Source organism: Roseovarius sp. (assembly GCF_048262375.1).
Classification (GTDB): Bacteria; Pseudomonadota; Alphaproteobacteria; order Rhodobacterales; family Rhodobacteraceae; genus Roseovarius.
Window position 1 is genome coordinate 31,069 of sequence record NZ_JBLXFE010000019.1, and the last position, 12,002, is coordinate 43,070.

A 12,002-nucleotide genomic window follows, 5' to 3' on the forward strand; every position below is an offset into this window, starting at 1 on the left:
TTTGCGCCTAAGGGGGCGGCATGAACAGGTTGGCGATTATCACGGCCCTTATGCTGGGTCTCTGGACCACTGCGGCGCGCGCTGACTGTGTGGTGCTCTTGCATGGGCTTGCGCGGTCGGAGGCGTCTTTTGTGATCCTGCAAGAGGTGCTCGAAGCACAGGGATATGATGTGTTCAGCCCCGATTACCCATCGACAGAGGAAGACATTGAGCAGTTGGCGCGAGAGACTCTGCCTTTTGCTGTGCGGGTTTGTGGGGCCACGCGGGTGCATTTTGTCACTCATTCGATGGGCGGTATCCTGCTGCGGCTCTGGCTCAAGGATAACCGCCCTGAGCAGATGGGGCGTGTCGTCATGCTGGCTCCTCCCAATCACGGCAGCGAATTGGTGGATGAACTGGGCGGGCTTGAGCTGTTTCGCTGGCTCAATGGACCTGCGGGATTGCAGCTGGAAACCGGCCCGGGTGGCGTGCCGGAAAACCTGCCGCCGGTGGATTTCGAGCTGGGGGTGATTGCGGGCACGCGGTCGCTCAACCCTTATTTTTCCAGCCTGATCGAGGGGGCGGACGACGGCAAAGTCTCGGTCGCCTCCACGCGGGTTGATGGCATGGCGGATCATATTTCCTTACCGGTGACGCATACGTTTTTGATGAACAACCCTTTGGTTATCGCGCAAATAGAAGAGTTTCTGGCGCATGGCCGGTTTAACCATGCTCTGAGTTTGGGTGATGTATTGTTGGGGCGGCGGAGGGAATGAGCGAGCTTGATGTGACATTGCGCGGGGCGCAGGTGCTTGGTCCGGGCAGGCTTGAGGTGCGGGATCTGTCGCTGAGCGATGGGCTGATCACCGATGCGCCTTTGGGCCGGGAGGTTGATCTGAGCGGCTATATGGTCCTGCCCGGCATTGTCGATGCACATGGCGACGGGTTTGAGCGGCATCTGGCCCCGCGGCGCGGGGCGATGAAGGATCTGGATCAGGGCATGATCGCCGCAGAGGCGGAATTGGCCGCGAATGGAATCACCACCGCTGTTCTGGCGCAGTTCTACAGTTGGGAAGGTGGAATGCGTGGGGCCGAGTTTGCCGAGCGCGTATTCGACGCCATGCGACAGGTTCGGGGGCATGTCGGGACGGATTTGCATGCGCAGCTGCGCTTTGAGATATCCTTGCTTGAAGAGTATGACGCGGTGCAAGAGATGGTCGCGCGGCATGGCATTGGATACGTGGTGTTTAACGATCATCTGCCGCATGCAGCACTGGCTGCGGGCAAACGACCGCAGGGTTTGACCGGCCAGGCGCTTCGGATCGGGCGCAATCCGGAGAAGCATCTGGAGTATATTCAGGGCCTGCATGCGCGGATGGATGCGGTGGGCCTGGCGTTGGAGCGGCTGAGCGCAGCCCTGCATGCGCAGGGCGTGCGGTTGGGGAGCCATGACGATGCAACCATCGCGGCGCGGCGCGTGGCGCGGGCGCGCGGTATGACGATTGCCGAATTCCCCGAGACCCTTGAGGCCGCCGAAGAGGCGCGCGCAGGCGGCGATACCGTCATCATGGGGGCGCCCAATCTGGTGCGTGGAGGCTCGCACAAGGGAAATGTGAGCGCGGTTGAACTGGTGGCGATGGGCCTCGTGGATGCACTGGCGTCAGATTACCACTATCCCTCGCTGCGGCGCGCGGCATTTCTCTTGGCCGATGGTGGGGTCTGTGATCTTGCGACCGCGTGGGGGCTGATATCCTCAGGTCCGGCGCGGATGCTTGGGCTGACGGATCGGGGCGCGTTGCGTTCTGGTCTGCGCGCTGATCTGGTGGTGATTGCACCCGAAACCCGGCGGGTGATGGCCACTTTGGCGGGCGGGCGTGTGAGCTATATGGCGGGTGAGGTCGCGCGGCGGTTTGTCGGCTAGGCGATCGGGGCACACAGGGGACCGCTACCGCGTAACGCAGCGTTTCGGGGTGACAAGATCGCAGGCTCAAGCCATGGTGCGAGGCAGCCAAGGGAGGCCCGCCATGTCTGATTATCCGCATCTTCTAAGCCCGCTTGATCTGGGGCATGTGACGCTGAAAAACCGCGTGCTTATGGGGTCCATGCACACCGGTTTGGAAGAGACACGCGACTGGAACCGGGTGGCGGAATTCTATGCGGCACGGGCGCGCGGTGGTGTGGCTCTCATGGTCACGGGTGGTATGGCCCCCAATCGCGAAGGCGGGGTCTTTCCAGGGGCGGCGGGGCTTTTTACCCCTGAGGACATAACCAATCACCGGGTGGTGACGGACCGGGTGCATGAGGCAGGCGGCCTCATCGCCATGCAGATCCTGCATGCAGGACGCTATGCCTATGGCAAGGACTGTGTCAGCGCCTCGGCAATCAAATCACCGATTTCGCCCTTTACGCCAAAGGAGCTGGATGAAGAGGGGATCGAAAAGCAGATCACCGATATCGTCACCGCCGCCGTTCGCGCCCGTGAGGCAGGGTATGACGGGGTCGAGATCATGGGGTCTGAGGGTTATTTCCTCAATCAGTTCCTTGTCACCCATACCAACAAGCGCGAGGATCGTTGGGGTGGCAGCTATGAAAACCGCATGCGTCTGCCGATTGAGGTGGTGCGCCGCACGCGCGAGGCGGTGGGCCATGATTTCATCATCATTTACCGGCTGAGCATGATTGATCTGGTGCCCAATGGCAGCAGCCACGCAGAGGTGGTGCAACTCGCACAAGAAATCGAACGTGCCGGTGCTTCAATCCTGAATACGGGGATCGGCTGGCATGAGGCCCGCATTCCGACGATTGCCACAAGCGTACCGCGCGCGGGTTTTGCCTGGGTTACGAAAAAGCTGATGGGCAAGGTGGGCATTCCCGTTATCACCTCGAACCGGATCAATACCCCCGAGGTGGGCGAGGCGGTGTTGTCCGGGGGGGCTGCGGATATGGTTTCGATGGCGCGACCTTTTCTGGCTGACCCCGATTTCGTCAACAAGGCCGCGGCGGGGCAGGGTGCTACGATTGCCCCCTGCATTGCCTGCAATCAGGCCTGTCTGGATCATACCTTTAGCGGCAAGCTGACATCGTGTCTGGTCAATCCGCGCGCCTGTCATGAAACTGAACTGGTGATCGCGCCTGCTGAGGCCTCCAGGCGGATTGCCGTGGTGGGGGCCGGGCCAGCGGGCCTGTCGGCGGCGATAACGGCGGCGGGGCGTGGCCATGAGGTGACGCTGTTTGACCGCGCAGCAGAGCTTGGTGGGCAATTGAACATGGCCAAGGTCATCCCCGGCAAAGAGGAGTTTCGCGGGCTGGTGGACTGGTTTGGCGTCATGGTGGCCAAGTCCGGTGTCGATTTGCGGTTGGGACAGGATGTGACTGCCGATGCTCTGGAGGGGTTCGACGCGGTTATCATTGCTACGGGTGTTGTTCCGCGTGATCCGGGTATTCCCGGGCAGGATGGCCCCAATGTGGTGAATTACATCGACGTGCTGCGTGGCCGTGCGCAAGTGGGCAAGCGTGTGGCGGTCGTGGGCGCGGGCGGCATCGGCTTTGATGTCTCAGAATTTCTCGTGCATGAGGGGATCAGTCCGACCGAAGATATCGCGCTCTGGCGGACGGAATGGGGTGTGAGCGATCCGGCAGAGGTGCGTGGTGGTCTGTCACCACAGGGTCCGCAGCCAGAGCCCCCCGCGCGCGCAGTCACGCTCTTGCAGCGCAAGGCCGAAGCCCCCGGCAAGCGGTTGGGCAAGACGACAGGCTGGATTCATCGCGCCGCCCTCAGGATGAAGGGCGTGAAGATGATCGGTGGGGTAAATTACGAACGGATTGACGCAGACGGCCTGCATGTGAGCTTTGGGGCCGCGCGCGAGCGCCCGACGTTGATCGAGGCCGATACGGTGGTGCTCTGTGCCGGGCAGTTGAGCGAGCGTAGCTTGGCCGATTCGCTGGCGGCACGAGGGATCACAGCCCATGTGATCGGCGGTGCGGATCTGGCCGCCGAACTGGACGCAAAACGCGCAATTGATCAGGGAACGCGGCTGGCGGCGACGCTCTGAGGGCATTTACTCAACGGTGATCGTGATCACCCCTGAGGTGACAGGCGGGTTATGCGGCATATGATTCATATCGCCCATGACCAGTTGCATCGTGTGTATTCCTGGCGCCAGATCCATCGTCACTTGCGTCTGACCACCGCCAAAATGGCGGTGATGCTCATCGGCGGGCAGGCTGGTATTTATTTCTTGCGTGCCATCCGGTCCCTCGCCCAAGGGCGGGCGATCAATGAGTACATGGTGATGGCCGGTTGCTTTCTTTTCGATGCCGGCAGGGGCCACGCCCATGCCTCTGAGGCCAAAAATGATCGTAACAGGCGAGGTGACGGTGGCGCCATCCTCAAGATCAACAAAGTAAACCCCTGCACCCACAGGTGCGGGGGTGTCCCCGGATAGGGCAGGCGTTGTGAGGGATATAAAGGCCGCAGCAGTCAGTGCGATGATACGTGTCATGGTCGCTCATCCCAAGAGCATGGTATCATGAATTGTGTGCAGACTCAGCCCGTAAACAATCACGCTTGGGTGTTTCCGTGTTTCCAGACGCCGAACGATACCGAAGAAATCCAGATATTGTCTGGCGAATGCCCCAGTTGTGCCTGATTTTCCCGCCACAAAGACCGTCAAGACGCAACTCAGAGGTACGAGTATGGATCGCCTGACCGAGATGGAAGCCTTTGCCACAGTGGTGGATCAGGGTGGATTTACAGACGCAGCCCGCAAGATGGGCATTTCAAAATCCGCCGTGTCCAAACACGTCTCTTCTTTGGAGGCGCGTTTGGGGGCAAGGCTGCTCAATCGCACGACGCGACGGGTGAGCCCGACCGAGATCGGCCTGGCCTATTACGATCGGGCGCTGAGGGTGCTGAACGACGCGGGCGAAGCGGACGCGTTGGTGAGTTCCATGCAATCGGACCCTTCTGGCCTCTTGCGCATCTCTGTTGCCACCGATTTCGGGGTCAATCATCTGAGCCCGGTTTTGGGTACGTTTCTGGATGAATTCCCTGATATCACTGTGAATATGGTGCTGAACAACCGCTATGTAGAGCTGATCTCTGAAGGGTTTGACATGGCAGTGCGTATTGGCGAGTTGGAGGACAGCACCCTGCGCGCCCGCAAGCTGACCGAGACCACCAAGCGGATGATCGCCAGCCCGAGTTACTTTGAAAAATATGGGCGACCGCAAAAGATCGACGATCTCAACGAGCACAAGCTGTTGCATTACTCCAGTCAGGCCGGGGGCGCAGTGTGGAAACTGACAGCGCCCTCAGGGGAAAAGCGGCAGGTGCGCACGGCGGGTGGGCTCAGTGTGAACGATGGCCAATCCCTGCTCAATGCCGCGATTTCGGGATTGGGAATCGCCTATCTACCGTCGTTCCTCTATGCACGCGCCATGGCAGAGGGTCTGGTTGAAGACGCAATGCCCGAATTGCCGCTTGAGTTGCAGGGCATCTATGCCGTTTACCCGCCGGGCCGGTTCACCCAACCAAAGGTGCGTGCCTTTATAGATTTTCTGGTCCATGAATTTGCCGATAAGGGGCCGGTGGACTGGTAACGATCTCCTCCTCACCCCTGATAGCGGGTGCCTTCCCGGCTGCGGATGAACCTCTGCGCCGGGTTTTTTTATGGGGTCTTGAAAGGCGCACAGGGAGTGTGCGGGCAATCAGTGTTGCCAAGTCCCCGACCTCGTACCAGTTAGAGCGCTGAAAGTGTTCAACCCACGAGAGGATTACAAATGGCAAACCCAAAGCTTTTGCTGATTTCAGGATCGCTGCGCAAAGGATCGTACAATCGCATGCTGCTGGCCGAGGCCGCAACCGCATTTGGCCCGGCAGAGGTGAGCGAGGGCGATCTTGCGCTCCCGCTCTATGATGGCGATCTGGAAGAGGCCAACGGGGTGCCAGAGGCGGTGAAACACCTTGCCCAGCAGATCAAGGATGCCGATGCCGTGGTGATTGGCGCTCCGGAATACAACAAGGGCATCACCGGGGTGCTCAAGAATGGTCTTGATTGGATCAGTCGGGTGCCGGGTGCCGCGTTCATGGACAAACCCGTTGTCGTGGTGTCCGCATCTGCGGGGCGCACCGGGGGTGAGACGGCGCAATTCATGACGCTGTCATGTCTGACCCAGTTGCAGGCTCGGCTGGTGCCGGGCACGGCAGTGCTGATTGCCGGAGCGATGAATGCGTTTGACGAGGAAGGCAAGCTCAAGGATGAGATGTCGCGCAAGCTGTTGGTAGAGCGCATGGAAGCGCTGCGCGCCCAGGTCGCCTAAATAAAAAGGGCCGCCCGTGAGGGCGGCCCGATCCTTGGTGCTCAACGCAATCAGGCGTCAAGCCAAGCCTTTTCATAGTGCATTTCACGGAACTGATGCGCCTGCACGCCTTTGACCTTGTCGGTGTGGTGCAGGGCCTGATTGCGCCAGAAGGGCTGAATCACGGCACCGCTGTCTTGCAGCATGGCTTGCAGCTTGGCCGAATATTCACGGCGCTTATCTGCGTCGAAAATACCGAGCGCTTCGTCGAGCAGGGCGTCGAACTCGGGGTTCGAGTGACCCGACTCGTTCCATGCCTCACCTGATCTATATGCCAATGCCAACACCTGCACGCCCAAGGGGCGCGGGCCCCAGTTGGTTGTCGAGAACGGATATTTGGTCCAGTCGTTCCAGAAGCTGGAGCCGGGGATCACCGTCCGTTTGACGTTGAAGCCCGCCTGACGCAACTGCGCGCCGATGGCGTCAGTGGTGGTCGTGCGCCAGTCGCCATCGATCGAGATGATGTCGATTTCGGTATCGCCATGACCGGCGGCGCGGGCCATTTCGATCGCCTTGGCGGGATCGGCCGCGATGGCAGGCAGTTCGGCATATTCCGGATGGAACGGGGCCACATGGTGATTCTCGGCAGGCATGCCCTCGCCATTGATCGAAATGGCCAGCAGCACGGCATTGTCACAGGCCAATTGAATCGCGTTGCGCAATTCCTTGCTGTCATAGGGCGCGGTGTCTGCCCGCATGCGCGCAACGATGGTGTTGGCGGTCGGCTTGGACTGTTTGATCAGGCCAAGGGCATCGTAGGATTCGATGAAATCGGCGGTCGATTCGTCGTTGATGTCGATCTCGTCGCCATCGAATGCCGCCACGATCGAGGCGTTGTCCTCGCCAAAGTCGATAAAGCGGATGCCGTCGAGATAGACATCACCGCCCCACCACTTGCCATTTTCGCGGCGCTTATATTCTGCCGCGACGCCGATCTCGATCGAGACAAGCTCGAACGGGCCGGTGCCGATCGGGGCCTTGGCCAGATCACCATCCTCGCCAAAGCTGGGGTGCACACAGAGCGCGGGATAGTCCGACATGCCTGCGATGATGGTGATATCAGGGCGCGGCAGGTTCAGGCGAACAGTGAAATCATCGACACGCTCGATGGCGCCGTCAATCGCCTTGTTGGTCTCGGGATCGATCAATGTCCCCATGCGCGAGGCCATGGAATTGCCTTCGACCGCCTTGTCGCACCAGCGGTTGAGATTGTGGATGATATCATCGGCCGTAAAGGCGTCCCCGTTGTTCCAGACCGCATTCTGACGTACTTTGAGCGTGTAGGTCTTGGCGTCGTCGCTGACCTCCCAACTCTCGAGCAGCATCGGCTGAAAGGTGAAATCCGAAGCCCAGCGGACCATCGGTTCGCAGAACTGGCGGGCAAGGTTGCCCGGCTCGGTCCAAGAATATTTGCGCGGGTCGGTGATATCCATCACGCGGCTGGCCACGCGCAGTACGCCGCCTTTCTTACCCTCTTCCGCATGGGCGGGGGTGGGTACGGCGAGACCCAAAAGGCCATAGGCGGTGGCCGCAGAGGCGCCAAAGGTCGAGGCGAGCGCCACGAACTCGCGACGGCTCATCTTGCCGGCGCGCGTATCCTCGGCCATTTTACGGACGACCGGGCGCACGCTGTTGTGCGGGGTATCATTGGTCATATTCGTCTCCCTGTTGATTTTGTTGTCTTTGCGGCTGTCGTTTTTGGACAGTCTTGTCGGTAGTGTTAGCAGGGTCATCAGCCTGCGCCAGAGTTTTCTGAACGTGTCGGTGTCATTCAGGTAATGTCGCCTCGCCAGCTCATCCCGTGCAAGAGACTATCGCGATTCGATCCCATAGATCGCCTGTTTGCGACAAAAGCCCGCCAAAATGGCTTGAGGCGCGGGCAAGCCGGGGCTAGATGAGCCACAAAGGAGCCCTAAGCATGAGCCTCAATACTTTTGGTCATCTGTTTCGTTTCACCACATGGGGCGAGAGCCATGGACCTGCCCTTGGGGCCACTGTGGATGGTTGCCCGCCGGGGATCGCTCTGGATGAGGCGATGTTGCAGCATTGGCTGGACAAGCGCCGTCCCGGTCAGAACAAGAACATGACACAACGCAACGAACCTGATGCCGTGCGCATTTTGTCGGGCGTCTATGAAGGCCAGAGCACCGGTACGCCGATCCAGTTGATGATCGAGAACACCGATCAGCGGTCCAAGGATTACGGCGATATCGCCCAGACATTCCGCCCCGGTCACGCCGATATCACCTATCACCTCAAATACGGGCTGCGTGATCCGCGCGGTGGCGGGCGCAGTTCGGCGCGTGAAACCGCCGCGCGCGTTGCCGCTGGCGGCGTGGCGCGTGCCGCTCTGGCATCGCTCGTGCCAGGGCTTGAGATCAAGGGCTATATGGTTTCGATGGGCGAGATGGAAATCGACCGCGCCCGCTTTGACTGGGACGCGATTGACGGTAACGATTTCTGGATTCCCGATGCCGCCGCGGCCCCCGAATGGGAGACCTATCTGCAAAAGCTGCGCAAGGCACATAACTCGGTCGGTGCTGTGGTTGAGGTGGTCGCGCGCGGCGTGCCTGCCGGGCTTGGCGCGCCGATCTATGGCAAGCTGGATACTGATCTGGCCGCCGCGATGATGTCGATCAACGCGGTCAAGGGCGTCGAGATCGGTGAAGGCATGGCCGCCGCGCGCCTGACTGGAACCGAGAATGCCGATGAGATTTTCATGGGTGAGAACGGGCCGGAATACGGGTCAAACCACGCGGGCGGTATCCTTGGCGGTATCTCGACGGGGCAAGAGGTGGTTGTACGCTTTGCGGTCAAGCCAACCTCGTCGATCCTGAGCCCGCGCCGTTCGATTCGTATGGATGGCACCCCGATTGAGGTGGTCACCAAGGGGCGGCATGATCCCTGCGTCGGCATTCGCGCCGTTCCCGTGGCCGAGGCGATGATGGCCTGCGTGATCCTCGATCACCTGCTCTTGCATCGCGGTCAGGTGGGCGAGGGCCCGCGCGGGCGCATCGGCTGACATCGTTTTCTTGAAAAGAAAACGATGCGGAATTTTTTGAAAATTCCGGGTCTTCAGACGCGGCGTTGGCGCGAAAGCTGGACGGCTAGAATGCCGCCCATGATCACCAGCACGCCGATCAGATCACCAAGCCGGAGCGCCTCGTTCAAGAGCACGGCGGCAATGACCACGCCAAAGAACGGGTTGAGGAAATGGAATGTGGCGGCGCGGGTCGCACCGATCCGCTCGACCAGCAGGAACCACACCAGCGTCGCGGCAAGGCCGGGGATGAACGTGGTGTAAAGGAAGGCCAGCACAAGCCGCAGACTCCATTCGACAACAAAGGGTTCGGTGGCAAGGCCAGCGATGCCTGCCAGAACCGAACCGACGATCATCTGAAGCCCGACAACCATCATAAAGTTTCCGCCCGAAGCGGCCCCGCGCACCGACAAGGTGGCAAAGGCAAGCGCAAAGACTGCAATCGCACAGAGGCTGACACCGTAAAGATCCATCCCCCCCTGAAGCCGTGCGCCCATGATGATCACCACCCCGGCCAGCCCGGCAAAAAGCCCGAAAATTCCAACCTTGCCAAGCCGCTCACCATGGAGCGCCCAGCTGAGCAGCCCGACCAATAGCGGCACGGTCGAGGCGATGATCGCGGCCAAAGAAGCCTCGATCGTTTGCACCGCCACGAAATTCAATCCGAGATAGAGCGCGTTCTGGCAGATGCCGAAAATGATTGTGGCCCGCCATTGCGCCCGCGTCAGGCGCCAGGTTTGTCCCAGTATCAAGGCGATGGTGATGCCGATGAGCCCCGAGATCAAGAACCGCAGGCCAAGGGATGTCAACGGTGGTGCGGCAGAGACGATAATCCGCGCCGAGGTAAAGGCCGAGGACCACATGAGCGCAAAGCCCAGCCCCATGAGGATTGCTCGGATGTCCATGTCTCTGTCTGTCCCGTCATTGCGCGCGTTTCGGCGCGACCATTCAGGAATTACTGGTAGGGTTCAAGGGACCATACGCGCCGAGTCATCGTATCGGATCAAAGAGCGCGTCACGCAGCGTACAATCGCGCACAGCATCAACTCCGCACGGCACCGGCTCCAGATCATGCGAGAGACAAAGACGCGCCTCTTGGATTCGCCCGGCACGACAGGTGATGGTCAACATGTCAGGTGATAGCCCCGGATTGGCCTTGAGAAATGCCTCTTCGATCACTTTCGCGGGCAGTTTTACCGGTTTTGTCAGCTTGCGAAACACCTCGGGGCGATTGATGCTCGCAAAGGCTTTGCGCGACAGGGCGTAAAACTCTGCGGCAGGCAGGCCCGAGCAAGAGCCGTGCTTTTCCCATTGATACCAGGCAAGGCCCGCACTGCCCATAATATCCTGCATCGTGCGGGTTGTCGCACGAGACGGTGGGGGATGCGCGCTCTGGCAATGCTCTGGCCAGCCGCGATGATACTGTGGCCAAAGCCCATGCAGAACCCAGCCAGAATCTGCGGCGTCATCGCATTGCGTCGCGCCGCGTGCGTCCCCTTCGAGCGCGCACCACGTCGGCGACCAACTCATGCTGAGCACATAATAATCGAAGACACCCGGCTTGTGTGTCTGGGCGCTGGCAGTCAGGGGCAAGAGCTGCAGGCAGATCCATAGCGCAAGAGCACGTCGCATTCTTAGGTCTTTCATTTTATCGACAAGGTGAGTATAAGCCCGCCAAGTTCCCCTACAATGGAAACTCGTTCCGGTCCGCCGGAACCGCCCTTTCAGGCGACGGGGAAGTTTTGGGTAAAGGAGACCTGAGAGATGTCTATGCCGATCATGGCCAAGGCCACAGCCGTCTGGCTGGTGGATAATACGACGATCAGTTTCAAGCAGATTGCCGATTTCTGCGGCATGCACGAATTGGAAGTTCAGGGGATTGCCGATGGCGATGTGGCCGCAGGCGTCAAAGGCTTTGATCCGATTGCCAATAACCAGCTCACGCAAGAAGAAATCGATCGCGCGCAGTCCAATCCGCTGCACAAGCTCAAGCTGAAATTCAATGCTGCGGCGCAGGGTGAAGAAACCCGTCGCGGGCCGCGCTACACGCCGCTCAGCAAGCGGCAGGATCGCCCGGCCTCTATCCTCTGGCTGGTCAAATTCCACCCTGAGCTGGCCGACAGTCAGATTTCCCGGCTGGTCGGGACCACCAAGCCGACCATTCAGGCGATTCGTGAGCGTACCCATTGGAACATCGCCAATATTCAGCCCATTGATCCTGTTGCGCTAGGTTTGTGCAAACAGTCTGAACTGGATGCCGCCGTGCAAAAGGCCGCAGCCAAGAAGGCCAAGGAAGGGGCCGCTCTGACCGATGACGAGCGCCGCAAGCTTCTGAGCACCGAGCAAAGCCTCGGGGGCGATGCAGAGCCGCGCATTCCCACAGCGCTCGAAGGTCTGGAGAGCTTTACTCTGGGGCAAGACTATCACCCGGAAGAGCGAGAAAAGAAATACGACGCCGCGAGCTTCTTTAATCTGCCCGCGTCGGATGATGACGACGAAGACGATGATGAGGATACCGGCCCGCGCCGCCGCTGACATCATCAGTTCAGCCTCACATTGAATTGGCCCGAGTGTGTTGCTCGGGCCTTTTTCTTGCGCAGGTCATGGACAGGGGCTTGATACA

At 60.0% G+C, this 12,002-nt stretch carries 11 protein-coding genes; 7 read left to right on the forward strand and 4 right to left on the reverse strand.

Going from position 1 to position 12,002, the window contains the following annotated elements:
• Positions 1-20: 20 nt before the first annotated feature.
• The 3 genes from ACN0SW_RS16410 to ACN0SW_RS16420 all read left to right on the forward strand — a co-directional run bounded on the left by ACN0SW_RS16410 (position 21) and on the right by ACN0SW_RS16420 (position 4,031).
• Positions 21-755 carry an esterase/lipase family protein gene (locus tag ACN0SW_RS16410; RefSeq protein WP_417729008.1) on the forward strand — a complete coding sequence of 245 codons (735 nt, stop codon included), beginning with the start codon at positions 21-23 and terminating at the stop codon, positions 753-755.
• Complete coding sequence (locus ACN0SW_RS16415) at positions 752-1,900, forward strand: alpha-D-ribose 1-methylphosphonate 5-triphosphate diphosphatase (RefSeq protein WP_417729009.1); 1,149 nt, start codon at positions 752-754, stop codon at positions 1,898-1,900. The genes ACN0SW_RS16410 and ACN0SW_RS16415 overlap by 4 nt, the downstream gene beginning before the upstream one ends.
• 103 nt (positions 1,901-2,003) lie before the next feature.
• A complete protein-coding gene (locus ACN0SW_RS16420; protein WP_417729010.1) occupies positions 2,004-4,031 on the forward strand; it encodes an FAD-dependent oxidoreductase in 2,028 nt (675 codons plus the stop codon).
• A 6-nt stretch (positions 4,032-4,037) separates the two neighbouring features.
• Here ACN0SW_RS16420 and ACN0SW_RS16425 read toward each other — a convergent pair whose 3' ends face one another.
• Complete coding sequence (locus ACN0SW_RS16425) at positions 4,038-4,481, reverse strand: DUF4399 domain-containing protein (RefSeq protein ID WP_417729011.1); 444 nt, start codon at positions 4,479-4,481, stop codon at positions 4,038-4,040.
• A 193-nt stretch (positions 4,482-4,674) separates the two neighbouring features.
• On the opposite strand from ACN0SW_RS16425, the gene ACN0SW_RS16430 reads away from it, so the two are divergent.
• Positions 4,675-5,580, forward strand: coding sequence for a LysR family transcriptional regulator (locus ACN0SW_RS16430; protein ID WP_417729012.1), 906 nt, complete (start codon positions 4,675-4,677; stop codon positions 5,578-5,580).
• A gap of 180 nt (positions 5,581-5,760) precedes the next feature.
• Complete coding sequence (locus ACN0SW_RS16435; protein ID WP_417729013.1) at positions 5,761-6,300, forward strand: NADPH-dependent FMN reductase; 540 nt, start codon at positions 5,761-5,763, stop codon at positions 6,298-6,300.
• Positions 6,301-6,350: 50 nt separating this feature from the next.
• On the opposite strand, the gene ACN0SW_RS16440 is transcribed toward ACN0SW_RS16435, so the two are convergent.
• Positions 6,351-7,994, reverse strand: coding sequence for an ABC transporter substrate-binding protein (locus ACN0SW_RS16440; protein ID WP_417729014.1), 1,644 nt, complete (start codon positions 7,992-7,994; stop codon positions 6,351-6,353).
• 263 nt (positions 7,995-8,257) lie between these two features.
• On the opposite strand from ACN0SW_RS16440, the gene aroC reads away from it, so the two are divergent.
• Complete coding sequence (aroC, locus tag ACN0SW_RS16445; protein WP_417729015.1) at positions 8,258-9,361, forward strand: chorismate synthase; 1,104 nt, start codon at positions 8,258-8,260, stop codon at positions 9,359-9,361.
• Positions 9,362-9,414: 53 nt separating this feature from the next.
• On the opposite strand, the gene ACN0SW_RS16450 is transcribed toward aroC, so the two are convergent.
• Both ACN0SW_RS16450 and ACN0SW_RS16455 read right to left on the reverse strand, forming a co-directional pair.
• The gene (locus ACN0SW_RS16450; protein WP_417729016.1) at positions 9,415-10,284 is read right to left on the reverse strand and encodes a DMT family transporter; all 870 of its coding nucleotides are present in this window, start codon (positions 10,282-10,284) and stop codon (positions 9,415-9,417) included.
• A gap of 85 nt (positions 10,285-10,369) precedes the next feature.
• A complete protein-coding gene (locus tag ACN0SW_RS16455) occupies positions 10,370-11,011 on the reverse strand; it encodes a ribonuclease T2 family protein (RefSeq protein WP_417729017.1) in 642 nt (213 codons plus the stop codon).
• A 132-nt stretch (positions 11,012-11,143) separates the two neighbouring features.
• Here ACN0SW_RS16455 and ACN0SW_RS16460 point away from each other — a divergent pair, with 132 nt between their 5' ends.
• Positions 11,144-11,914 (forward strand): DUF1013 domain-containing protein, encoded by a 771-nt coding sequence (locus ACN0SW_RS16460; protein ID WP_417729018.1) that lies wholly within the window; start codon positions 11,144-11,146, stop codon positions 11,912-11,914.
• The last annotated feature ends 88 nt before the right edge of the window (positions 11,915-12,002 follow it).

Excerpts from the sequence above, each read along its gene's own strand:
- ACN0SW_RS16410 (WP_417729008.1), top strand. The coding sequence starts at position 21 with ATGAACAGGTTGGCGATTATCACGGCCCTTATGCTGGGTCTCTGGACC.
- ACN0SW_RS16415 (WP_417729009.1), top strand. The coding sequence starts at position 752 with ATGAGCGAGCTTGATGTGACATTGCGCGGGGCGCAGGTGCTTGGTCCG.
- ACN0SW_RS16420 (WP_417729010.1), top strand. The coding sequence starts at position 2,004 with ATGTCTGATTATCCGCATCTTCTAAGCCCGCTTGATCTGGGGCATGTG.
- ACN0SW_RS16425 (WP_417729011.1), bottom strand. The coding sequence starts at position 4,481 with ATGACACGTATCATCGCACTGACTGCTGCGGCCTTTATATCCCTCACA.
- ACN0SW_RS16430 (WP_417729012.1), top strand. The coding sequence starts at position 4,675 with ATGGATCGCCTGACCGAGATGGAAGCCTTTGCCACAGTGGTGGATCAG.
- ACN0SW_RS16435 (WP_417729013.1), top strand. The coding sequence starts at position 5,761 with ATGGCAAACCCAAAGCTTTTGCTGATTTCAGGATCGCTGCGCAAAGGA.
- ACN0SW_RS16440 (WP_417729014.1), bottom strand. The coding sequence starts at position 7,994 with ATGACCAATGATACCCCGCACAACAGCGTGCGCCCGGTCGTCCGTAAA.
- aroC (WP_417729015.1), top strand. The coding sequence starts at position 8,258 with ATGAGCCTCAATACTTTTGGTCATCTGTTTCGTTTCACCACATGGGGC.
- ACN0SW_RS16450 (WP_417729016.1), bottom strand. The coding sequence starts at position 10,284 with ATGGACATCCGAGCAATCCTCATGGGGCTGGGCTTTGCGCTCATGTGG.
- ACN0SW_RS16455 (WP_417729017.1), bottom strand. The coding sequence starts at position 11,011 with ATGCGACGTGCTCTTGCGCTATGGATCTGCCTGCAGCTCTTGCCCCTG.
- ACN0SW_RS16460 (WP_417729018.1), top strand. The coding sequence starts at position 11,144 with ATGTCTATGCCGATCATGGCCAAGGCCACAGCCGTCTGGCTGGTGGAT.